This is a genomic window from Candidatus Saccharibacteria bacterium (genome assembly GCA_016700375.1).
In the GTDB taxonomy this organism is placed as follows: domain Bacteria; phylum Patescibacteriota; class Saccharimonadia; order Saccharimonadales; family UBA4665; genus JAGXIT01.
The window spans coordinates 770,745-793,296 of record CP065016.1 but is presented as its reverse complement, the minus strand read 5'-3'; the positions used below and the strand labels follow the sequence as shown (position 1 = coordinate 793,296).

The window sequence follows — 22,552 nt, the reverse complement described above, 5'->3', positions numbered from 1 at the left end:
TGTTTGCCACGGCACGATTGATCCGAGCAAGATGCCGGGGTCGGAAGTATTCAATGGCGGTTTTGGCGGAAGAAAGTAATCTCGAAGTAGTCGATACCGAGCGCTCGTGCTGCGCCCTCGTCGTTGCTACTATCGCCCACAAACAGGTAGCGGTCTTTCGGTGTGCCGTCGTCTAACAGGCTCCAGCCTTCGGGGTGCGGCTTGGCCAGCCGGACATCGTTGCGCGTTACAATCTTTGTGAAATGCTGGTGAATTCCTAGCTCTAGTAGCGCGCGCTCTACCGTTGTGCGCATGTTTGCCGACCACGCGTATAGCGTCTTCCCCTGCCCCGCCAGCATATGAACGGCCCCCGCCAGCTCATCATACGGCGTATGTGCAAAGTAGGTGCGTTCAAACTCTTCGCTGGCCTCTAGCAGCGCGGGCAAAAAAGTTTCGTACTTTTCGACGTGCTCATTTGTGTAACGCCCCCACGCCATACCCGGCTGCGATGATACTTTGCGGAAAGAAGCCGCTTGCTCGGCGGGCAGACGCCTAGCTATCATCTCCACCCATTCGTCCCACGGCAGGTTCAGGAGCGTCAAGGTAGCATCGAGGTCAAAAATAACGTGCGTGTAGCCGCGGGCGTCAATTTGGTGTAAGAGTTTCTCGACCTCTGTCATGCACGCATCTCGCACTTTGAGCTCATGCGCATTTTCTCCTTGAAGCACGGAAGGAGCCGTACTGAGGTACAGCGAGTGGTGTCGCAGCCGCGCAGGAAAGAAAGAAGTTTACTTTTTCTTTCCGAGCAGCGAGAAAAGAGGCGAAGCCGATGTACTGGAAAGGAAAAATGTGCATGAGTCAAAGAAGCCAGCGGTGCAAGCAGCTTTGCTGGTTGGCAGGCTGGCTGGTGCGAAATGCGTGTCATGGCACTATTGTAGCAGCTGCCGTATACTCTAAGGGTATGGAAGACTCAATTTTTACGAAGATTATCAAGGGTGAAATCCCCTGTCACAAGGTGTACGAAGACGAACACACATTCGCTTTCCTTGATATTTTCCCGGCACAGCCCGGTCATACGCTTGTGGTGCCAAAAAAGCAGGTTGAGTTTGTGTGGGATTTGGCTGCCTCGGACTATCAGGCTCTAAGAGATACAGTTCAAAAAGTTGCCCGCAATCTCCGCGAAAAATCTGGCAAGACGTATGTGGGCGAGCTTATTGTTGGTGTTGACGTGCCGCATGCACACATTCACTTGGTGCCCTTCAATACCCCAGACGAACTCGACAAAGCATTTCATAAAGATTCCGGCGAGCCAGACCACCCGGCGCTTGCCGCTACTGCCGAAAAATTACGAATGGAGGATGTTCCATGAGCCCAGTATTTGTTGCCTTATTGTTTGCCGTTGGGGTTGCTACGTGGGTGTACACAAAACTTCAACAGCGCACTGGCTATGGTAATAGTAAAGATGCTTTCAAAGGCGCTGCCATAGCCGGAGGAATTGCCTTCGTGGTTTTGCTGACGCTTGGCCTTACCCTGCTCTAGAGGGTCTATGTTCGTCTTAACTTTAGCACGACAGGTGTAGCTAAACCCTCAAGAGGCACAACAGATCTTAATACATCTAGGTATCAATTCTGTCCCAGCTGGGACAGAATTGATACCTAGGGGGAAACCGAAAAGACTTAAGTGGTTTGCAATGCGGTGTATATAGCCGCAATAGCCTCACCCGGTTGGTGTGACTGAAACTTCATGGTGTGCCAGCCAAGGCGACCGGCGGCAACTAGGTTAGGCCGGTCGTCGTCAATCAGTAGTATCTCTTGGGGTGACAGCTCGGTTCGCTCCGCTGCAATTTGATATATTTTCTCCTCGGGTTTTATGGCTCTCACCTCTGAAGAATCGATAATAATTTCGAAGTTTACTGCTGGCAGCAGCCCCCTTGCCTGCATGGTTTGAACCAGTCCAGGCATGGTGTTTGTTAGCAGCCCCACTCGGTAATTCTCTGCCACCCACGAAACAAGCTCGCTCATACCGGGCATGGCTTCTTGGGCATCTAGGTAGTATTGGTACCAATCTACCATAATTCCGAGCCGCTCGGCGAGGGCGGTGTTCAGTTCGTCAATAGTTTTGTCGCCGCGGCAAACGGCATCGTTGTACTGCCAATACACTGTTTCTACGGTGTCGGGAGCTGCCCCGCTCTCTTCTGCAAGGCGCGTAAAGGCGCTGCTGGCGGCACGCACCAAACAGCCATTCATGTCGAAATACACAAAACGAATGCCATTTTGCGACACGCGCTTTTCGGCAGGCGCACTTTGCCTTGTACTAACATTTGCAAGCAGCTGATCGAGCGTAATGCCGAGCGTTGTTGCTACTTGCTGAATTGTAAAAACAGACGGTGCTTTTATGGCGCCTCGCTCTATTTTGGCTAGCGTCGAATAGCTCAGGCCAGATTTTTGGCAGAGTGTTTGCTGTGTGAACCCTGCGGCTCGCCGCGCTTGTTGCACGACGGCCCCCAACCGCTTCTCATCCATATAGCTCTATTGTACTAGCATGGCTTGTAATTTGCTAGCCAGATACGGCGCTGGTGTTACGAAAAAACGACTGCCCGAGCGGGCTATTCACGCAGGTCGGCAAAACGGAGTTGCTCGGTTTTCAGGCGCGCAAGGGTGGTTTCGGCCTCAGATAACTGGGCTTCAGTTTCACGCACAACTTCTTTCGGAGCGTGTTTTGTGTAATTTTCGTTGTTCAGACGGCTGTGCAGATGGGCAATTCGTGCCGACGCGGCGCTTATTTGGGCACCAAGCTGTTCAAGGTGAGCGGCCGCAATCTCGCTGTCGACGTCGAGCCAGCAGGAATGGGCGGTAGAAGTCAAATGCAGCCCGTTGCCGTGTGTAACCTCGCGCACGCCGTCGAGCCCGGTCAAGCGACAAATGAGCTCGGCGTTAGTTGAGAGGAATGGTACGTCGGTGTAGTACAGGTGTGGTTTCCTGAGCCCCAGGCTGCGAATAAGGGCGCGTACTTCAGTGACAATGGTTTGTATTTCTTCGAAGTCAGCTGCGGCTTTTTTGTCTGTTTTAAATGTTTTTGGCCAATCTTGAATGGCCAGAATGCTCGTGCCCGTCCAGGGTACGACCTGCCAAATAGTCTCTGTTACGAACGGCGCAAACGGGTGGGCAAGCTTTAGAACGTTCTCGAGAACGTAGGCGAGCACTCCCCCGCCCTCCGTAGTTTTGCTGGCTTCGATATACCAGTCGGCTACATCGTCCCACACAAAGTGGTACAGCGTATCGTAGGCTTCACTGAAGCGGTATGCTTCCAAATGTTCACTCACTACTTCTGTTGTATGTTGTAACTTGCTCAACACCCAGTGTTCAGCATCGGTCTTCGGCTCGTGGTTAGGCTCTTCGGTGAGTTCGCCGAGCCGCTCGAGGGTGTAGCGAGATATATTCCACAGCTTATTACAGAAATTGCGCGCCTCTTCTACCTTGCGGCTATCGTAGCCTCGGTTTACCCCTGGACTTCGTCCGGCAAGCAAACCCATGCGCAGAGCGTCTGACCCGTATTTGTCCATAACGGGTAGCGGGTCAATAACGTTGCCAAGGCTTTTGCTCATTTTGGAACCGTCTTCCGCCATGACGTAGCCGTGGATGTATACTTCTCGGAACGGTACGTCGCCAGTCACGTATAGACCAAGCATGACCATGCGGCTGACCCACGGGTACAAAATCTCGCCGCCGGTGTCGAGCAAACCAGTTGGGTAGAACTGGTGGAAGTCGTCGCCGTCTGGAAAGTCGAGTGTTGCATATGGCCAGCTGGAGCTACTAAACCAGGTGTCGAAAACATCTGGGTCGCGGTGATACGTTTTGCCGTCCAGCTCTAGTATTTCTTGGTCGACACGGTCATCAAAAATCCAATCGTCGCGGTCGTTGACGTTCTGGAAGGCGGGTATAGGTATACCCCAGGCAATCTGCCGGCTTATGTTCCAGTCACGAAGCCCTTCTAGGTAGGTAATAAGCTGGTCGCGCTTGCCGCTCGGGTAAAAACGAATTTTGTCGGCCTTGAGGGCTTTGATGGCTTCTTTCGCGAGCGGTTGCATATCTATAAACCACTGTTCCCTTAGGATTGGTTCTATGACGGTACCGCACTTGTAACAGTGGCCGACATTGTGCGTGAAATCTTCGGTTTTCACGAGAAATCCTTCGTTTTCAAGGTCACGTACGACCGCTTCCCTGCCCTCGAGGACATTCAGACCGCGGTACTTTTCGGGCGCTTCGTCGGTTATTTTTCCTTCGTGGCTAATGATGGTTATTTTTGGAAGCGCATGTCTTTCGGCGGCATCGTAGTCGTTTTGGTCGTGAGCTGGCGTGAGTTTTACAGCGCCGGTACCAAATGTAAGCTCGACAAACTCGTCGGCTATAATGGGTACTTCCCTACCTACCAGTGGCAAGCGGACAGTTTTGCCAATGAAGACACTATAGCGCTCGTCGTCAGGGTGCACGGCAACACCGGTGTCGCCGAGCATGGTTTCTGGCCGTGTCGTTGCTACCACCACTTCCCCGCTGCCGTCTACGAGCGGATAGCGGATGTGCCAGAGTTTGCTCGAAACTTCCTTGTGCTCGACCTCTATGTCGGCAAATGCAGTACCGTGGTGGGTACAGAAATTCACCAGACGCTCGCCTCTATACACCAGGCCGTCATCCCATAGTTGTTTGAATGTTGCGTAGGCGCGCGTAATGATTTTCTCGTCTAGGGTAAAGACGTACCGGCTCCAGTCGCAGCTGGCGCCGAGGCGGCGGAACTGGTTTTCGAAGTTGTGTTTGTTCTGCTGCACGAAGTCATACACCTGCGTGTAGAGTTCTTCGCGGGTAAAGTCAAAGCGGCTCTTCCCTTCTGCGGCAAGCTTCTTTTCATATACGACCTGTGTTTCAAACCCGGCATGGTCTGCCCCCGGCAAATAGAGTGCGGCATTTCCCTTCATGCGCTGGTATCGAATAACAACGTCGTAAATGGCGTTGGTGAGTCCGTGACCTAGGTGAAGGTTACCGTTGGCGTTTGGTAACGGAAAAACCATGGCAAAGTTGTCTTTACCGCCTCGCTTTTCTGGCACAAATGCTCCACTCTTCTCCCATAAATCGTAGATATCTGTTTCGTACTCGCCTGGTTCATAGACTTTTGGTAGCTGCATACCTACTATTGTACCACCCCTGGGAGATGAAGCCTACATGCTCAGGTTTGGCTGTATGTCTAGGCTGTAAGGGTCGGCGGTGGGGCGGGCTAGTTTCATGTGAAAATGGGAATTCATTGCGCATCTAGCATTATGACGCTACGAGACTTCTGATTGGGCTGGAAATGACGAAAAGAAGGCATGATGCTCAAGCTTGTTTGACATGAGTATATACTCGGTGTATACTTTTGGTATGAGTAATTATGCGGTTATTAATCTTAAAACAGATCCTGTTTTGAAAAAAACAGTACAGAAAATTGCAGATGAACTGGGTGTGAGTGTAAGCGCTGTGCTCAATAACGAGCTGCATCGATTTGCGCGTGAGCGAAGTGTGACGTTTGAGCTGCCAGAGATTCCCAATGCTAAAACTGCCAAACTGATGGAAAAGTCTCGTAAAGAGATTGAGGCAGGGGATTACTACAAGTTTGATTCCAATGATGAAGCGTTAGCTTTCCTGCACGAACAGCTCTCATGAATATTCGCCTTACAAAAGGTTTTGTTAATCGGGCTAAACTGCTTCGTGCTGCTGAGCGACAGAAACTTGAAGCCAGGTTGGCTCTATTTGCACAAAACCCATTACATACGCAATTACGCAATCATCGTCTGAGGGGAAAATGGAGCGGATACCGCAGCATAGATATTAGTGGTGATATCCGCGCTGTATATTTTGAATCTGGTGATGAAGCTGTGTTTGACCAGGTAGGCACACACAGTCAGCTGTACGGATAATTACATGCTCAGGTTTGGCTGTATGTCTAGGCTGTAGGGGTTGGCGGTGGGGCGCGCCTGTTTCATGTGAAAACAGCCCAGCGTGGCTATCATGGCGCCGTTGTCGGTACACAGGCGTGGGTCGGTGTAGGCAATGGGGCAAGGGAGTCTTTCGGCGAGCTGGCGGCGCAGCTCTGGGCTGGCTGCCACGCCGCCAGCTATGACAACACTGGCAGGCGAAAACTCTTCGTATGCTTGAAGCGCCTTATCGACAATTGTTTCTATAGCCACATGCTGGAAACTCGCAGCAATATCGGCCTTCTGAGCCTCAGAGAGGCGTTTTGGCAGGTTTTTTGACGGAAATGTATGGTCTTCGCCGATTAGCTCTTGAGCCGTCCGTAGTACGGCTGTTTTGAGCCCAGAGTAACTAAAGTCGTATTTACTCATCTTAGCTTTTGGGAAATCGAAGGCATATGGGTTGCCCTTTTTGGCGATCTGACTAATCTTTGGGCCGCCAGGGTAGGGGAACCCAAGCATTTTCGCTACCTTATCAAACGCTTCTCCTACGGCATCGTCGCCAGTTTCTCCCAGCAGGGTGTAATCAAAATGGTCTCTGAATACCGCGAGTTGACAATGCCCCCCGCTGACGATAATAGCGAGCATGGGGAAAACGGGCTGCGTAGTTGGTAGTTGGTAGTTGGTAGTTGGTTGATTGTTATCTTCTGTTAGGAAGTTAGCGTATACGTGTGCTTCGACGTGGTTAATAGCATACAAAGGTTTATCATATGTGATTGCAAGCGTCCGAGCAGTTAGTACACCTATGAGCAGGGAACCGCCCAAGCCCGGACCGTACGTTACGGCTATAGCGTCTATATCGTCCCAGGTGGAACCGCTCTCTGTTATAGCTGCATCCACCACGGAATTAACGGCCTCTATATGGCTTCGCGCCGCTATTTCAGGCACCACACCACCGTACTGCGCCTGCAAGTCGGCACTGCTGGCAACCACATTCGAAAGCAGCCTATACCCGTCTTCGACAACGCTCGCTGCAGTTTCATCACAACTTGTCTCGATACCTAGAACTCTCATCTGGTACGAGTATACCAAACTAATCGTTGTAAAACATTTGACATACCCGCAAACACAGGTCTATATAGTTGACAAAATGCTTAAGATTTGCTAATATACACATGTTAAAACACAAAACAAAAAAATATCATAACCTCTTAGGAATAGATAACAATCATGGCAGCACCAGGCGAAGGAATCACACCCGCAATAGACCCGACCGACCAGGCCGGACCTATCGTTGACCCTGCAGACAGGTTTGCCGGACCATTCACTCCCGAATTGGTTGATGATCTGCAAGCTACAATGCTTCGGGTTGCGGATGGGGCTCGCACAGGCGCCCAGCCACCAGATGACCTTGCAGCCCTAGACAAACTTGCAGCCGGAGTCAGGACCGAGACGGTGTATATTGAGGATGGTTCTGCAGCCAGTGATAGCGATGAAGTTGTCATGGGGCCACAAACTTTATTTTTCCGCACGACAACCGGCCAAGACGGGAAGCCCCGTGAGGAGGAACTCAATCCTACCGTTGGGCAGGCACTTTTGGACTATAGGCGCCAGTGGAGCCCACAGGATAATACAGAGACAGGTAGTTCAACTCCTTCGGGCTGGACCGCGCCAAAACCTGTTGGCACAGAGCCTCCTCGGGGCACCGCAAGAACCGGGAGCGGTCGTCCAACTAACTCAAAAAAGCATGCTCCCCCAACTGGGTCGGGCAATCCTAAACCGTCCACTTCTGGTGCGTCTGCGCCGGAGACCAAGACCTCAGGTGATGGATATGACGGGGTGAGAGATTTACTGACAAGAAGGCACCCCGGAAAAGGGAAGCCGTCCTTGCTGACTCGAGAGGAAGAAGGGGAGCTTGATGCGCTTGCGGGTTGCGTGACTAGGACTGAAAAAACTGCGCCAAGTGGTGCTCCCTACGCCGAGTACACGTTAGTGGAAACAGACGCTTCAGGCAATGTGACAGAAACGGTATTGCCGAAAGACGTCGGGGCCCGGCTATATGGGCACAACGAAGCTGGAAAAAAGGCAGCGGAAGCCGCTGCTAAAAAAGGTGGGGAACAAACGGAGCCTACAAAACCTGAACCAGCGCAAGACAGTCCGAAAGCATCGGAGCGTAAAAAAACCCCAGAAGTAAGAAAACTAAATCACCCACTTCGTTCGGTTGCAAAAGAGCGTACGCCTCGCGGTGAAGATAGGCACATAGATGAACGCGGATTGTATGCTGTTTTTGGTGGGCTGAGCGAAACAAGCAATGCACAAAACGCTACCAGACAAGCCGAAAAAGCTATAAGGGACTTCTATGCTCAAGAAGAAGGTCAACCCGAGAGCCCTGCTGAGGCCGCGGCACGGATGAAGGCGGCATTTATGCATACCCAAGAAACATTACCTCGTGACGGTAGTGGCGGAGTTTCGTCTGCCACTGTTGCAAAGGTTGAGCACATAGAAGGGAAGGATTACCTCATAACAGGAAGCATTGGAAACTCGCCTATCATGCTTTGGCGAAATGGACAGCTAACCCCTATAGGAAAAACCCAAGAAACTGGAACGTATATGGCTGATGGCTTCGGACATCCGCACCATGTTGATGGAAATGAAGGAGGCTTCTTTAGTGTTGAGCTTCAGCCTGGGGACATGGTCCTTCTTGCTTCGGGTGGCACCTTAAGTGATAAGCAAAAAGACAGGGACGCTCGTAGCATGAACTTGCCTAGCCAGCTTCTCCGTGAATATGGAGATGTGTTTACGGTGGCGGCGCTTGGAAATGGTTCAGATGCAAAGTCCGCCGAGCGTGCAGCGGAATTATGTTGCACCTTAGGGAGAACAGGCGCAGATAAATCTGCAATTCTCTTGCAGTATGGCGAGGTAATGAAACCTCGTCCACTCGATATTCGCTCCGGTCAGGGCAGAACATTTCGTCGCACAAGGGAATCATTCAGTCGTACAGATTTCAGTCCACATGCTTTTAGTGGAGCTGATGATGCGCGAGGCATATACAGTGCTTACAATTTACTTAAAAACGCCGATGTGAGAAGCGGTCGTAGCCCCGCCGAAGCCGCTCAACAAAGAGCGCGCCTATACCTTGAAAACCAACCCCAACCCCGTACTATAGAAGACGCTATGACACAGCTGCATGAAGCCATGCAGCGTAGCGCGAATGCGACTGCCTTGCATGGTGAGCGAAATGATGCTGAAGGAGTACTCACCCGTATCATAGAGGTAAATGGGAAACCTCATTTAGTTGCAGCTCGTGCGGGTCATGGCATGGCTGCAGTCTACCGCGACGGCACGTTAGCTGATGCCTTTGAAGGCGATGACCTTGTCGCTCATGTCACTCGAAATGGCCATGAAATCGCTGTTCGGGCACTTGAAAGAGGCGATAAAATACTCATAACTTCTGCCGGTATATTCGGCGACGGTGATGTACCGCGTGATGATGCAGCAACGCGCCGGTATAGCGAGAACAATGTAAGCATACGAGATATCTTGGAGACAGAAGGTGACCCTCGAGAAGCTGCTCAACGATTTATTGAAGAATATGGTCAGGAAGGTAGAAATCCTGACACTGGAGCGCCTGGTCGAAACTTTAGAGAAAAGGCAGCCGTTGTTATTCAGGTAGGTCAGCCCGATCCATTTGCTACTAATGCCGAGCGACTTACACCAGCAGGACCGGGAAGCACAAATCCAGCGCTACGGGGACCCGGTTTGCTCCGTCCAACACATAGAGCCGATCAAGAAGCGTCCTTAGAAGCAGGACAGGAAGTAGTCGGTGCATATATTGAGGATGACGAGGACGTTGCCCTTCGCGGGCTTGGCAAAGCAGTGCACTGGCTAAGAGATAAGCGTGCGCGTACAGCTCGGAAGCAGGCCACGAAACGTAGCCGCCATGCTTCAGTCTTGCCTGGTGCAACCCCAAATAACAATAATCGCAAAAAACGCCCATAAACAACTATCAGAATTATGTTAGATAGTTACACGTGTTCGCTATACTGTAGGGTATGAGTATACGAAGCATGGTGAAGCGGGTGGTGCCGAGCGGGTTGTTTGCCCGGGTTGCGCCTGTGGGGCATTTGGTTGAAGCGGTTTTTTGGAATGTGGTATATGGGTTTCCGGGGCGCGGGCTACAGGTTATTGGGGTAACTGGTACGAACGGTAAGACGACTACAACGTTCCTTATCCATCACATGCTGGTCGAGGCGGGGTATAAGGCCGGGATTATGACCACAGTTGGTTACGGTGTGGGGCGGGACATTCGACCGCAAATTCACCATATGACCAATGTTGGCCCGCGCGAACTCATGCAGCGGCTCAAGAAGATGAAAGCGCAGGGCATGGACTGGCTGGTGCTGGAAACCACGAGCCACGCGCTGGCGCAGTACCGCACGTGGGGCGTACCGTACAGCATTGCCGTCATGACGAACATTACACACGAGCATCTGGATTATCATAAAACGTTTGAAAACTATCGGGCGGCCAAACGGCGGCTGTTTACACTAGCACAGCGAAACGCACGAGGAAGGCGCCTGGGTGTGGTGAATGCCGACGACCCTCATAGTGTCGAGTTTGGGCAGGAAACCGAAAATAGGGTGTCGTACGGGCTTGAAGCGGGCGATGTGCGGGCAACCAGCGTGCAGCTTCGGCCGGACGGCATTCGCTATACCGCTACGGCCGGTACAGACACGTACCATATTTCCAGCCATTTACCGGGTAGTTTTAATGTGTATAACACCTTGGCTGCTGTGTGCGTGGGGCAGGCGGTCGGGCTCACACGCGAGCAGGTAGAGCAGGGAATTGCCACCTTGCAGGGTGTGGAGGGGCGGATGGCAACGGTGGATGAAGGGCAAGATTTTTCTGTCATCGTAGATTTTGCGCATACGCCAGATAGCTTTGAGAAGCTGTTCAAAGATATACGGCCAGTAGTGAAGGGGAAGTTGATAGTATTATTTGGTTCGGCCGGGCGGCGCGACGAAGCCAAGCGGGCAGTGCAGGGAAGACTGGCCGGGAAGTACGCCGATGAGGTGGTAGTTACCGAAGAAGATGACCGTGATATGGACGGCCAGCAGATTATGGAACAGATTGCAGCTGGCGCGGCCGAGGCGGGTAAGGTGCAGAATAAAAACCTATTTCTTGTACACGACCGTACCGAGGCGATTGCGTTTGCTTTCTCTCGCGCGACATCGCCCGACGACACGGTACTGCTACTGGGTAAAGGACACGAAAAAACCATAGAGCGGAACGGCCCACGGGCCGCCGAACTCCGTCATTTGCAGCAGGACGATACCAACCCCGAACGCGTTCGCACGGACCCGTGGGATGAAATTGCTACTGCGAAAGAAGCACTTGCACCTATACTAGACAAACAGTAAACAAAGTACAGTCAACTTAGCTTTCACATTTTGTAAGCAGCGGCTGACGCGCGATAGCTTGATCGACTGCGCTTGAAGCGGCGGGGATAACGATATGGCCAATATATCTGTCGGATAGGTTGCTGTGGGGACGCAGGCCGATAATGCCGCCAAGTATTTGTTGCCAACGTTCCATGTAAGCAGCGTGGCTAGCACTTTCGTTTGGGCTACCATGCGTGGCGCCCAAAACAGGCAGATTGCAAAAATTAGCCCCAAAATCGCTCGTAAATGCCTTTACTGAAGAGTCGTTGTATACAGTTGTGTCTTGGTCGGGAGATAGTCTGATGATATTGACGCCAGCAGCTGTAAGTCGGTCAACTATATCTTGAGGAATTGGGGCGTCAATAATATCCGCTTCGGCCGAAAGGGCACTGTTTCCAAGCGGTTGGTTGTGAGCGCTCAGATTTCGGAACTTATCGGCGAGCGTCTGAGCAACAAAGAGTCTATCGGTGACCACTCGTGCTGGTTCCTCGGACAGTCTATTTATCGACTCTGCTATAAAGCGAGCTCCAGGGCCAATTGAAAAGGTGGGATTCGATTGTTTCTTGCGAGGGGCCCCTACACTTAAGCCGCGGACAACGCTTTGCGCCGCAAGACCTTGCACATCTGAAGTGCTGTAAGGAGTAGAGTCCATTACCATGGTTACCTGTATGTCGGGATGGTGCCCCACGAACCAGGCTGCGACAACGAGTGCCGTCTTACCCCCCATGCTATGGCCATCAAGAATGAGTAGTCTTTTTTGCGTGCTTTCACCAAAACGATTTTCGCGCGGAGCGGGCATGTCCTCAAATATGCGTGATGCAATTGTTTTTGCGTCAACATTTTTGTTTCCGTTGCGGGCAAAAACAAGCCTAGCGTTATATTCTCTGGCTATCTCCTTTTTTGCCTGGGCCATGTCATCGTAGTTGGCATTGAAACCAGGAGTGGTGGCAATAGTAACTAGGGTGTCACTTGGTTCAGTATCGTTGACGATATGCTCAATGTTTACATCTGGCCGGCCCAGTCCCGCCTCCCAGACAGGGTTAATTGCACTATCGGTCCTTGCCAGCCCCCCAACTGCCAGTGCTCCTAACCCAATGCAGGCGGCAATTCGCCTTGCTATTTTTTCGAGCTTTTCAGCACAATCAACCGATGGCACAAAAGCCTCTTCAAATGGCAGAATCGGAGCGGATGGAAACGCCTCAGTATGCGGGGCAGATATCATAAATATACTAAAAACCAAGTTCTATTCATTGTCAAGGGTGAGGGTGGTGCAGCGGATAAAACCACCACCCTTGGCCAGTTCGGGCATGCTGAGTGTGATAGTCTGAAGACCGTGAGCTTCTATGGCGGCCCGAAGTTCAGGAGCGTTTGCGCTCATAACAACAGTACTGCCAGTGCTAACGAGATTGCAGGCAAAGGCTTCTTTCGCCTCGGCAAAGCTCACCTCTATTTTTTCAACACCACCAAAGTTGGCAAGGGTATCGCGAGACTCAGGCATAAAAGCTTCTGGGCACCAGGCAATAAGGCCTTTTTGTTCTGCGGCGGGGAACCGAAGCACGGACAGCGCAAGGTCAAGGTCATAAAAATAGCTATCGGCCCAGCCAGAAACAGGGTTTGTTACTGGGTTTCCGGTTTTGTCTATCTGGGGGATGGTGCGAAGGGTCATTACTTCATAGCCGAGCGTTTCTGCTAGGTATGGATGAACTTCGGGGTCTGTGCGGTAGCCGCTGCCGCAAAAGAGATAATTGCCACAGGGAAGGGCATCACCCTGGCCGCTAAACTTTCGGTCATTTGGTACGGTATAAACCCGTTTCCCGAGCTTCTTCAGAGCTTCTTCGGCGTAGCGCTGTTCGCCACAGCGTGATGGTGGTAGGCTAGATAGCACGGCTTTGTCGCCACGCACCAGTGCCCAGTTGGCGGTGTAGACCCCGTCTTGCAGGTCTGGCGGCGCAGCGGTCTTGACTACGGTAACACCTATACTTTCAAGCGTCTCCCGAAGCTGCGTGTGCTCTGCGATGGCTCGTGCTACGTCGACAACCTGTGCACTATCCATAAACGGGTTTATGGCCTGCCCATCATCGAAGTATTCAGCCCCACTCATAAGTACCGTTTTGTTCATCTGTGGTTGCATGAGAGCAGTATAGCAAATGGTTGTTTCGGCGAATTATCTCGTCGTGCGTGCTATGCCTAATTTTTCACCAAAATAGAGCCATCTTCGCCGTAAACCAACTTTCCTCTGTTGCCCCCACTAAGTTCCAGCGCCATGCGAAGTACTCGTGGGTCAAATTTGAGGGTAGTAACCTCACTTGTTTTTGAGGCATTCGGTGTACCTTGTGATTGGGGGGCGCCTGCGACTCCCAGGGTGCCTGAGGTGGCTATCTCATGCGCACGTTGAGTCGTGGGAGGCTCCATATCTACTACGTCAGTAAAGGATGGAGTAGAGTTTCCGTAGTTGGCGCTCGCTGAAGTAAATACCGGTATTTCTGTTTTTGAGGGCATAAACACCATGTTAACATAAAATAGCTCCATTGTCCATAGTATTTTATTCAATATCAAACCAACATGTATGCTTGACCGGGAATTGGCAGTCGGGTATAGTGAGTGCTAATGCGTTAGCACTCGGTTGCGAGAAGTGCTAACGCTTCGGCTTCGCCTCTGGCTCGAGAGTTATGAGACATGAGTCAAGAGACAAGAGGGGAAGTTATGTCGCCTGTGGCGACAATTTGAAAGCTGGATTCCGGGTCAAGCCCGGAATGACAACAAGTAAAAGGAGGATATATGAGTGTACCCATTCAGCCGCTAGCAGATTACGTGGTGGCGCAGCACGAAGAGGCGGCCAAAAAGACAGCCAGCGGCCTGTATATACCGGGCAATGCCCAAGAAAAGCCAACAGTTGCAAAGGTAGTCGCCGTAGCGGTTGGCGTGCGCGATATAAAAGTCGGCGACCGGATTGTGTATAAAAGCTACAGCCAAACAGAGGTGAAGGTAGAGAGCGAAACATTTCTGCTTGTCAAAGAAGAAGACGTCCTTGCAACTGTTAAATAGCTGATTAAAGAGGAAAGATTAACGATTAACGAAGGGGAATGATAAAACGGGAAAGGGGAAAGATTCTTTCATCTTTAATCCTTAATCTTCATTCCTATCCGAAGGAGATAATATGGCAAAGAAAGTTTTTTACGATGAAGAGGCTAGGCGGCGAGTGCTCGCTGGAGCCGAAATTTTATACAATGCGGTAAAGACCACCATGGGGCCAAAGGGTCGCAACGTGGTGATTAGCAAATCCTACGGTGCACCGAGCGTCACGCACGACGGTGTGACAGTGGCTAAGGGCGTCGATATCGCTGACGTAGACGATGAGACGCTCGGCTACAAAGTTGGTGCAGAGCTCATTAAGCAGGCGGCAAACAAAATGAACGATGTCGCTGGAGACGGTACCACCACCGTAACTGTGCTGACCTACCACATCTTGAACGAAGCCAACAAATTGATTGCGGCGGGTCACAACCCCATGCTGCTGCGCAAAGGCCTTGAGGCAGCGGCGCACGAAGTAATCACCAAGCTCGAAGGTTTGAGCGAGGATATTCAGGGCAACAAAAAGCGCGTAGCAGAGGTGGCAACCATTTCGGCTGGCGATAGCGCCATTGGCGACCTGATTGCTGATGTCATGGACAAGGTCGGCCGCGACGGCGTCGTGACGGTAGAGCAGGGCCAGGGCCTTGGGCTTGAAAGCGAAGTAGTGGAAGGCTTTACATTCGACCGTGGGTTCGTGAGCCCGTACATGGTGACCGACACTGGTCGCATGGAGGCTGTGTACAATAAACCGGCCATTGTTATTACGGATAAAAAAGTTTCGAGCGTGCAAGAGTTTTTGCCGCTGCTCGAAAAACTGGCGCAAGCCGGTAAAAAAGACCTTGTACTCCTGTGTGAGGATGTAGAGGGTGAAGCACTCGGTACGCTAGTGCTGAACCGCTTGAAGGGCGTCTTTAACACGGTCGCCATCAAGGCTCCAGCCTTTGGTGACAAGCGTAAGGAAATGCTCGAGGATATTGCTGTTCTCACCGGTGCGCAGGTGATTACCGAAGACCGCGGCATGAACTTTGAAAATGTTGAGCTCGATGTCGTGGGTACGGCTCGCAAGGTTATTGTGGGCAAAGACGAAACGACCATCATTGAAGGAGCTGGTTCGGCTGCCGATGTGAAGGCTCGTATGCAGCAGATTGCTGCGCAGGCCGACGCTGCTAGCAGCGAGTACGACCGCGAAAACTACCAGAAGCGCCACGCGGCTCTCTCTGGTCGTGTTGCCGTCATAAAAGTTGGCGGTGCAACCGAAACCGAAATAGAGGAAAAGAAATACCGTGTTGATGACGCAGTAGCTGCCGTAAAGGCTGCCCTGGCCGAAGGTATTGTGCCCGGTGGTGGTGTAACGCTCATTAACCTTTCATCTGTTGTGTCGACCGACGATGACGACGATGCTGTGGCCGCTGGCCGAGCTCTGCTTGTGCGTGCACTAGAACAGCCATTTCGTATTTTGCTCACCAACAGTGGGCTCAATGCCGACGAGTGGCTGCCCCAGGTTAAGAAAGCCAAGGCTGGCCAAGGCGTAGACGTCAACAAGCCCGAAAAACTCGTTGACCTGAAGAATGCCGGCGTGGTTGACCCAACACGCGTCACCAAAGAGGCACTGCAAAACGCCGCTTCCATAGCAGGCACCAGTATGACCATGGGCGCCCTAGTGGTAGAAGTCCCCGAGCCAAAGGCTCCGGCTGCCCCAGATATGGGCGGCATGGGAATGTAAATATATGAGGAACCCCGGGCGGGTTCCTCATCGCTTCGCTGCTCTTCCTGAAAGTGGTAAAAACAATCTCGGAATCAATCCGAGATTGTTTTTGAGTTAGTCGATGAAAAGTTCAGTGTAGTCGGCGACGGAAAGCACCGCCATTGGCGTGTGGTCGCGGTAGCCCAACAAATCTTGGTCACCGGTTATGATAAGTGCATGGTATTCGCGGGCGAGCGCCACAACATCGGTGTCATTAATATCGCGAACCTTGATTGCAGGGTCGGGTTCATAGCTGTGACAGTATTCTTCTAGCTTTGTTCGGATAAACCGAATCTCTTTTTGGGAAATAGCTAACTTCCTTTTTGATTGCTGCACCAGTTCTTCCACAATGAAATCAGAGAGTATCATGGTGTGATGTACGCAAATGTGCCGTAGCACCGTCTCGGGCGTGCCTCCAAAATACAACGCGCTTATGAGGACGTTTGTGTCGACGACTATATTGTAGCGGTTATTAGCGGACGTGCCAGCGGCCAGACTTTCGGCGCTGAGCGGTAAGGTCTGCAAGAATTTCCGCCTCTGGTGCAGACGCGTCTTTGGCGCCAATTTTTTTGCCCTCACGGAATATATAGTCCCATTCTTTTTCGTTCTTAAGGTACTGGATAGCAGCTGCTCGCAGAAAATCGCTGCGCGAACCGAACTGCTCGGCAGCCACAGCGTCAATTTCCTGCACCAGTGCCTGCGGAAACGAAATATTAAATGTTTGTGAAGATGTTTTCAAAGCGCTAACCTATCAACGTATTGTATAGAAAATGTATGGAAAGTCAATACATATTTCATACAAAAATATTCTATTTGCCGAAGGGGCGGCGGGGGCCGTTGAAGCTGGTGGGTGGGCGGCGGTAGGTGAGGCCGGAGCTGGTTGGGGGCTGTGGTGTTGTACCCGGTTTGTTGTAGCGGATGTCAGAGTTCTGCTGGTAGATCTGGAGCTGTTTTTCGGCGGCAAGTGGATTGGTACGCTTGAGCGTTTCAAAATCCATTCGCTGTCGTTCGGTGAGGCCACCGGGCAAAGGACCACTTACCCCAGTATGGGATTGATAATTCGACTGAAACGATTGCTTAGCCTGCTGTCGAGCTTGGTCGAACAGGGCGGCGCGCTGGCTTTGTGGCGACATGGTCTGAAAGCCATCTGACTTTATGCGTTGCATGTGCGCGGGGGGCTGACCCGTAGCAGAAGGCCGAGAGGCTTGCATAAAATCGGGGCGAATTTGTGCCCCAAAGCCTTTGGTTGTGCTACTCGCTGGACTAGGCTGACTCGGCATGCGACGTGGCTGGTTGCTCGGTGAGAAAGCATTACGGCCGGATTGGTTGAACATATACACACTTTACCATAAGCATAAAGGTTAGTCAATCTACGTCTAGCCGAGCAAAATGTTTTGGGCGTTGTGGTTGAGGTACCAAAGGAGAGCTAGGCTCAGGGCGAGCAAAAAAAGCAGCACAAAAAACTTGGTTTTTTCTGTCACGGGGTTACTCCTGTGGGCTTTACTTCATCTGTGGTTAATTGATCTGTTATGGTGGCCGGATTTTCACCTGGGAGTGGTTTTGCAACAACGACGAGGCGATTCACTGGGTTCCAGAGGGGCGTACAGGTGTAGAGGGTGAGTCGGGTGTCTTCGGTGGGTCCCTGAACGTACGTATCGGTCGCTGCATGGGTACGACTAGACTCAACGCGGTAGCGGTACAGTTTCCCCTGGTACCACAGTCCAATGTCATCACCCGGTTCGAGCTTATTTAGGAAATAAAAGATACCTCTGGGGCCAGTGTAACTAAAGCGGTGACCAGCAATGACCGTGTTGCCGCCCTTGTCTGGACTGCTCGCAAACGGGAGACGCCAGGCGCCTTTATTGAGTAGTGCAAAACTATCTCGTTTTGGTCCCTCAATAAGTGGGGTTTCAAGCAGCATCTTTGGAATAATGAGACCGTCGTGGGAGGCATCGGCGTGAAACGCATCAGGGGTGTTTTTGCCATCCTGGGTGAAACTTGGCTTGTTGAGGCGTTCGGTGAGCGCCTGTTCTGCAGAGCCACCACGGGTTTGCCACCAGTATGAAAGGCCGGGCAAAACCGGCAGCGCAATGATATAGCTGTTTATGAGGATAATTGCAGTTAGTAAAATGGTATTGGCGCGGTGCCAGCGCTTGTCAGACATGTGTAGTAAGTATCGGGTATTGAGGGGCGAGTAGCAAGTACGATGCGTAAGGTCGCCGAAATTAGGCTGATTTCTTTTGTTGGGTAAAGTAGTTAATTTCGTTTATGACGTCCAGTAGTGCCTGCGCGCGCGCTTTATCGTCAGGGATAGATTTTGCGGCTTCCAGAGCGTCCTTTAGGAGCGTTTCATTGTCGGTGCTTTGAATCATCATCATGGTTGTTCGGAATTTTTCTTCTGGTGTTTGCTCGAGGTGGTCGACTAGGGGAGCAAGTTGGCCGAGGGCTTGTTGCTTTAGGTCGAGCAAATCACCCGATGCTGCTGGCGCGGATGATGCGCTGTCGTTTGCAGATGGGTCGGCTACCAAGGAGTCTTGCGTCTGTATGGGGGCTGGCGCCGACGAGGTCTCGTCGGCAAGTGGGTTATCGAACGTGGGTGCGCCTGGTGTCTGGGTGACGGTTGTTGTTGGGCTTGCCTCTGGCTCATCCACTGCCTGGGAAGGAGTGTTGGTGGCCGAAGACGAGGTGTCTTGCAGCGTGTTCGGTTCTGTGACGTTGCTGCTCGGCATTGTCGCGTTATCATCTTGGTGTCCAAAAAGCATTGTGCCCCCCCTTGTTTGCTTCGGCAAACCGTTTTCATTTCACGGTTATCAATTTACAATAGACATTGTAGCAAACCATAACCAGAATGTGCTAGATATTGTTAATGCTAGATGACATACATAAAATTCACCGCCTTGACCCATCTGATACCCTTGGTGAGGTTGCTGGTTTTCCTGAGCAGCTGCGTACGGAAGTACCGTGTGAACCACGTTTTTTGGCTGCGCGTGACATTTTGAATGTTGTCTATGCGGGCATGGGCGGTTCGGCCTTGGCAGCACTGCTGGTGCAGACATGGCCTGTTATGCGAGTGCCGTTTGAGGTGGTGCGTGACTATAATTTACCTTCATATATTGGCGAAAAAACATTGGTAATCATTGCCAGCTACTCAGGTAATACTGAGGAAACAATATCGGCGCTGTATGAAGCCGAGTCAAAGGGTGCGCAAATTGCTGTTATATCAAGTGGCGGTACATTGTCTGAGCTAGCTAAAACCAGAGGCTATTCACTTGCAACGCTACCAAAAGTAGTTCAGCCGCGATTTGTGGTAGGGTATAACTATCGAGCACTACTGGGGATACTGCAATCAGCCGAGTTATTTTGGGGCGACATGGGCGAAGTGCTCGAGGCTGCTGATTTTCTAGTGGAAACTGCCAAAGAACTGGCTCCCGAAGTACCGACATCGCGCAACCCTGCGAAACAGCTTGCTGAAAAATGTCTTGGAAAGTCGGTTGTGATTTACGCAGGGCATAAGCTGGCACCAGCTGCGTACAAGTGGAAGATTGGATTTAATGAAAATGCGAAACAAATAGCGTGGTGTGGGTTGCTGCCGGAGTTTAATCATAATGAAATTGTCGGCTGGTTGCGGCATCCTGAGCACAAACCCTATGTTGTGATAGATTTGCATAGCTCTTATGAGCATCCGCGTATTCGCACGCGCTTTCGGGTAGCCGAAGAACTGTTGGCTAAAACCAGACCTTCGTCGTTTTTGGTTGAAGCGCAGGGTACAAGCTTGCTGCAACACGTGCTATGGGCGAGCATGCTCGGTGATTATGTGACTATATATACGGCGTTGTTGAGCGGGGAGAACCCTGCTCCTATCGATATTATTGAAACGTTCAAGAAAGCCCTTGACGCTTAGTATGCGCTATAAAACTAAACTGATACGGGCTTCTTCGGTTTGGAAAAGGCCAAACTCGTCGTCGACACGGGCGAGTACTCCGTCTACTATTTTCTTAGAAACCTTTTCGCCGTATAAATTGCCAACATTTGCCATAGCACTGTTGTTCATGGCTCCCCGAATGACCTCTACGACAAAATCGCTGTCAATAGGCGGTGCTTGGACATTTGCGCCCGCTAGAATTGATTCTGAGCGGTCGCTCCCAAACCGGAGTGTTACGCAGGGTACGCCGAGCAGGTTCATTTCTTCTTGCATGCTCCCTGAGTCGGTTGCTACAGCGGCGCACTTGCGCATAGCGGCAATGACATCACGGTAGTACGGCCAGACATCGGAGTAAATGAATGTTTCAGGGTACTGGGTGACAAGAGCATTGATGCGTTCGCGCAGCCCGAATTTGTCAATCGCTTCCTCGGTACCAAAAAGAGATATAAGCAACACCGAAGACCCCTGTTTCACAAGCTTTTCCATGGCTTCAATGAGCACGGTAAACCGCTTTTCGTCTTGGGTATTTTCCCGGCGATGTATACAAAAACGAACAAATTGACCGTTTTGCAACTGCGGATATTTCTCGAAGATGGTCGATTTTTCTGAATCCCGTATGGCCACTTGCGTGGCGTCGGCTACGGTGTTGCCCACGACTTCAATAGTACTTGGGGTGAATCCTTCGGCGAGCATAAATTCACGGTCGAGTTCAACGGCAGCGGCGTGATAGCCAGAGGCCGGCTCGGAGACGCGAGTGTTGAACTGCTCGGGAAAGGGCTCCATGCTACCCTGTTCAAAGTTTTTGCGAACTTGCATGGCGGCGTAGTATTCATCCCAGTTGAAGTTGCCATTTTTAAAGTCTGCATAAAACTTTTCGTACACTTCTTTTTTTGGCGTTAGGGTGCGGATACCGGCTTCTACATGAACACACGCAACCCGGTGCATGTATGAGCCGAGCCCTATGGCCATCGATGTGCTGGTGTCGCCGTGTATATAGGGAATGGGTGTCTTGTTTTGGGCGTGTAACCATTCGATAACGCCTCCAAAACGCTCAATCATTTGGGCTATTTTATTATGGAGCGAGCCCTCAATACCAAGAAGAATGTCAGCCTCTATGCCGAACTCTTCCATCATGCCGCCACTGTAGCGGAAGTCGTAGTGCTGCCCCGTGTGACACAGAAGAACCAGCTCACCTCGGCTATGCAGCTCGTGGTACAGGGGTGCTTGCTTGATAATATCCGGTTTGGTTGCGATAAGAACAATATGCACGATACGTTTATCGGAACTGGTAACTTTTGTTTTTGCCTCGGGGGTAAAATAATCCACGCTACTCCTTGTCTACAAGTATTTATCAAGACCGCGTTGCTTGATTTCTTCTATAACCGTTTTAATGTCTTGGCTATGGCCCTTGTGCATAACTAGCAGGGAGTCGGCCGTATCTACGACAATTATGTCTTCGAGTCCCACTGTCGCAATAAGTTTTGTCGGGTTTTCTGAGCGGACCATACAGCCCTGGCTATCAACGTCTATGTGGTGTGGTGTATGAGTGACAACGCGACTTGCGTCGCCGTTCGTATCTGCCAGCAGGTCATGCAGAGCGCTCCAGTTGCCTATGTCATCCCAGGTAAATTCTGCGGGTATAAGTACAAGCGGAAATTTTCGCGAATCAATGACTTCAATTTCGTGTAACATTTTTGGTGCTGCTTCGAAGTGGTTTGCGTTTGAGGTGTCCAAGTATTGGCGTACTCCGGCGACGCTCTCGGCGCTAGCTTCATTGTAGGCTTCTAGCAACGTTCTTGCCGCAAAGCAGTAGTAGGCGACATTCCAGAAAAATTCTTTGCTTTGTGCATACCGCTTTGCAACTGGGTAGCTTGGTTTTTCGACAAACTTTTCAACAGAGTAAACCTTCGGGTCAGATTGTACTTCTGAGTCAATTTTGATGTACCCTAGTCCTATATCTGGCCTGGTTGGCTTCACGCCCATTAAAGCAATTTGTTCGGGATGGGCGGCTACATATGCGTGAGCTTGGCGCAAAACGTCTTGGAATACATCTGGTTCGGCTATGGCGTGGTCAGAGGCCATAGAAAAAATAATTGCTTCAGGGTCGCGTCTGTGCAGCACCTCGGCAAAAAGCGCAAATGCAAGCGCAGGCCCTTTTGCTACTGGCTCTACTACGAAATTGTTTGCTGGTATTTCAGGAAGAAGAGATTTTATTTTCTCGACATAGTTAGAGGTAGTGGAGACTAAAATATGGTCGGCCTCATAGACACCTCGAAGTCGTTCGTAGGTATCCTCTAGAAGTGAATGTTCACTGACGAGGCTTTGCATTTGCTTTGGCAGTTCCTTGCGGCTAATTGGCCACAATCTGGTTCCTGACCCACCCGCCACGATAACAGCATAGTTATGGTCTTTGTTCATATATTCTCCGTTTGGTGCTGCTCTCGACTATACAGAAG

23 protein-coding genes are annotated in these 22,552 nt (G+C 51.2%); 9 read left to right on the top strand and 14 right to left on the bottom strand.

From position 1 onward, the window contains the following. Window positions 1-50 precede the first annotated feature (50 nt). Window positions 51-659, bottom strand: a complete 609-nt coding sequence (locus IPP75_04170) for an HAD hydrolase-like protein (protein ID QQS69093.1) — start codon at window positions 657-659, stop codon at window positions 51-53. Window positions 660-832: 173 nt separating this feature from the next. Between IPP75_04170 and IPP75_04165 the strand changes: the two genes are divergently transcribed. Both IPP75_04165 and IPP75_04160 read left to right on the top strand, forming a co-directional pair. Then, on the top strand, window positions 833-1,348 hold the full coding sequence (locus IPP75_04165; protein QQS69092.1) for an HIT family protein: 516 nt from the start codon (window positions 833-835) through the stop codon (window positions 1,346-1,348). Then, on the top strand, window positions 1,345-1,518 hold the full coding sequence (locus IPP75_04160; protein ID QQS69091.1) for a hypothetical protein: 174 nt from the start codon (window positions 1,345-1,347) through the stop codon (window positions 1,516-1,518). The genes IPP75_04165 and IPP75_04160 overlap by 4 nt, the downstream gene beginning before the upstream one ends. A gap of 137 nt (window positions 1,519-1,655) precedes the next feature. Here IPP75_04160 and IPP75_04155 read toward each other — a convergent pair whose 3' ends face one another. Together IPP75_04155 and IPP75_04150 are read right to left on the bottom strand one after the other, a co-directional pair. After that, window positions 1,656-2,501, bottom strand: coding sequence for an HAD-IA family hydrolase (locus IPP75_04155; GenBank protein ID QQS69090.1), 846 nt, complete (start codon window positions 2,499-2,501; stop codon window positions 1,656-1,658). 83 nt (window positions 2,502-2,584) lie between these two features. After that, on the bottom strand, window positions 2,585-5,155 hold the full coding sequence (locus IPP75_04150) for a valine--tRNA ligase (GenBank protein ID QQS69089.1): 2,571 nt from the start codon (window positions 5,153-5,155) through the stop codon (window positions 2,585-2,587). A gap of 232 nt (window positions 5,156-5,387) precedes the next feature. Here IPP75_04150 and IPP75_04145 point away from each other — a divergent pair, with 232 nt between their 5' ends. Further along, on the top strand, window positions 5,388-5,669 hold the full coding sequence (locus IPP75_04145) for a type II toxin-antitoxin system RelB/DinJ family antitoxin (protein QQS69088.1): 282 nt from the start codon (window positions 5,388-5,390) through the stop codon (window positions 5,667-5,669). Further along, window positions 5,666-5,923 carry a type II toxin-antitoxin system mRNA interferase toxin, RelE/StbE family gene (locus tag IPP75_04140; GenBank protein ID QQS69087.1) on the top strand — a complete coding sequence of 86 codons (258 nt, stop codon included), beginning with the start codon at window positions 5,666-5,668 and terminating at the stop codon, window positions 5,921-5,923. The genes IPP75_04145 and IPP75_04140 overlap by 4 nt, the downstream gene beginning before the upstream one ends. Here the strand turns inward: IPP75_04140 and tsaD are convergent, their stop codons facing one another. Continuing rightward, window positions 5,924-6,991: a tRNA (adenosine(37)-N6)-threonylcarbamoyltransferase complex transferase subunit TsaD gene (gene tsaD, locus IPP75_04135; protein ID QQS69086.1), complete on the bottom strand. Its 1,068-nt coding sequence runs from the start codon at window positions 6,989-6,991 to the stop codon at window positions 5,924-5,926. Between the two features lie 156 nt (window positions 6,992-7,147). Between tsaD and IPP75_04130 the strand changes: the two genes are divergently transcribed. Continuing rightward, window positions 7,148-9,916 (top strand): hypothetical protein, encoded by a 2,769-nt coding sequence (locus IPP75_04130; protein QQS69085.1) that lies wholly within the window; start codon window positions 7,148-7,150, stop codon window positions 9,914-9,916. A gap of 53 nt (window positions 9,917-9,969) precedes the next feature. Continuing rightward, on the top strand, window positions 9,970-11,337 hold the full coding sequence (gene murE, locus IPP75_04125; GenBank protein QQS69084.1) for a UDP-N-acetylmuramyl-tripeptide synthetase: 1,368 nt from the start codon (window positions 9,970-9,972) through the stop codon (window positions 11,335-11,337). A gap of 16 nt (window positions 11,338-11,353) precedes the next feature. On the opposite strand, the gene IPP75_04120 is transcribed toward murE, so the two are convergent. From IPP75_04120 to IPP75_04110, 3 genes are read right to left on the bottom strand one after another with little or no spacing between them, the layout of a single operon-like run. Continuing rightward, window positions 11,354-12,598: a hypothetical protein gene (locus IPP75_04120; protein ID QQS69083.1), complete on the bottom strand. Its 1,245-nt coding sequence runs from the start codon at window positions 12,596-12,598 to the stop codon at window positions 11,354-11,356. A gap of 3 nt (window positions 12,599-12,601) precedes the next feature. Further along, window positions 12,602-13,489, bottom strand: a complete 888-nt coding sequence (locus tag IPP75_04115) for an amidinotransferase (GenBank protein ID QQS69082.1) — start codon at window positions 13,487-13,489, stop codon at window positions 12,602-12,604. Between the two features lie 56 nt (window positions 13,490-13,545). Continuing rightward, on the bottom strand, window positions 13,546-13,887 hold the full coding sequence (locus IPP75_04110; protein QQS69081.1) for a hypothetical protein: 342 nt from the start codon (window positions 13,885-13,887) through the stop codon (window positions 13,546-13,548). A 249-nt stretch (window positions 13,888-14,136) separates the two neighbouring features. Between IPP75_04110 and IPP75_04105 the strand changes: the two genes are divergently transcribed. Together IPP75_04105 and groL are read left to right on the top strand one after the other, a co-directional pair. Then, the gene (locus tag IPP75_04105) at window positions 14,137-14,403 is read left to right on the top strand and encodes a co-chaperone GroES (protein ID QQS69080.1); all 267 of its coding nucleotides are present in this window, start codon (window positions 14,137-14,139) and stop codon (window positions 14,401-14,403) included. Window positions 14,404-14,515: 112 nt separating this feature from the next. Next, a complete protein-coding gene (gene groL, locus IPP75_04100; protein QQS69079.1) occupies window positions 14,516-16,153 on the top strand; it encodes a chaperonin GroEL in 1,638 nt (545 codons plus the stop codon). 96 nt (window positions 16,154-16,249) lie between these two features. Here groL and IPP75_04095 read toward each other — a convergent pair whose 3' ends face one another. The 5 genes from IPP75_04095 to IPP75_04075 all read right to left on the bottom strand — a co-directional run bounded on the left by IPP75_04095 (window position 16,250) and on the right by IPP75_04075 (window position 18,936). Beyond that, entirely contained in the window at window positions 16,250-16,699 is a 450-nt protein-coding gene (locus IPP75_04095) for a putative toxin-antitoxin system toxin component, PIN family (GenBank protein ID QQS69078.1), read from the bottom strand. Beyond that, on the bottom strand, window positions 16,647-16,913 hold the full coding sequence (locus IPP75_04090; protein ID QQS69077.1) for a CopG family transcriptional regulator: 267 nt from the start codon (window positions 16,911-16,913) through the stop codon (window positions 16,647-16,649). The genes IPP75_04095 and IPP75_04090 overlap by 53 nt, the downstream gene beginning before the upstream one ends. A 70-nt stretch (window positions 16,914-16,983) precedes the next feature. Then, the gene (locus IPP75_04085; GenBank protein ID QQS69076.1) at window positions 16,984-17,508 is read right to left on the bottom strand and encodes a hypothetical protein; all 525 of its coding nucleotides are present in this window, start codon (window positions 17,506-17,508) and stop codon (window positions 16,984-16,986) included. 143 nt (window positions 17,509-17,651) lie between these two features. Then, window positions 17,652-18,338, bottom strand: a complete 687-nt coding sequence (locus IPP75_04080; GenBank protein ID QQS69075.1) for a class E sortase — start codon at window positions 18,336-18,338, stop codon at window positions 17,652-17,654. 61 nt (window positions 18,339-18,399) lie between these two features. Beyond that, window positions 18,400-18,936 carry a hypothetical protein gene (locus tag IPP75_04075; protein ID QQS69074.1) on the bottom strand — a complete coding sequence of 179 codons (537 nt, stop codon included), beginning with the start codon at window positions 18,934-18,936 and terminating at the stop codon, window positions 18,400-18,402. 104 nt (window positions 18,937-19,040) lie between these two features. On the opposite strand from IPP75_04075, the gene IPP75_04070 reads away from it, so the two are divergent. Continuing rightward, the gene (locus tag IPP75_04070) at window positions 19,041-20,075 is read left to right on the top strand and encodes a bifunctional phosphoglucose/phosphomannose isomerase (GenBank protein ID QQS69073.1); all 1,035 of its coding nucleotides are present in this window, start codon (window positions 19,041-19,043) and stop codon (window positions 20,073-20,075) included. Window positions 20,076-20,081: 6 nt separating this feature from the next. Here the strand turns inward: IPP75_04070 and IPP75_04065 are convergent, their stop codons facing one another. Further along, window positions 20,082-21,422, bottom strand: a complete 1,341-nt coding sequence (locus tag IPP75_04065; GenBank protein ID QQS69072.1) for a UDP-N-acetylglucosamine 2-epimerase — start codon at window positions 21,420-21,422, stop codon at window positions 20,082-20,084. Between the two features lie 12 nt (window positions 21,423-21,434). Further along, entirely contained in the window at window positions 21,435-22,514 is a 1,080-nt protein-coding gene (locus tag IPP75_04060; protein ID QQS69071.1) for a mannose-1-phosphate guanylyltransferase, read from the bottom strand. Window positions 22,515-22,552: the final 38 nt, after the last annotated feature.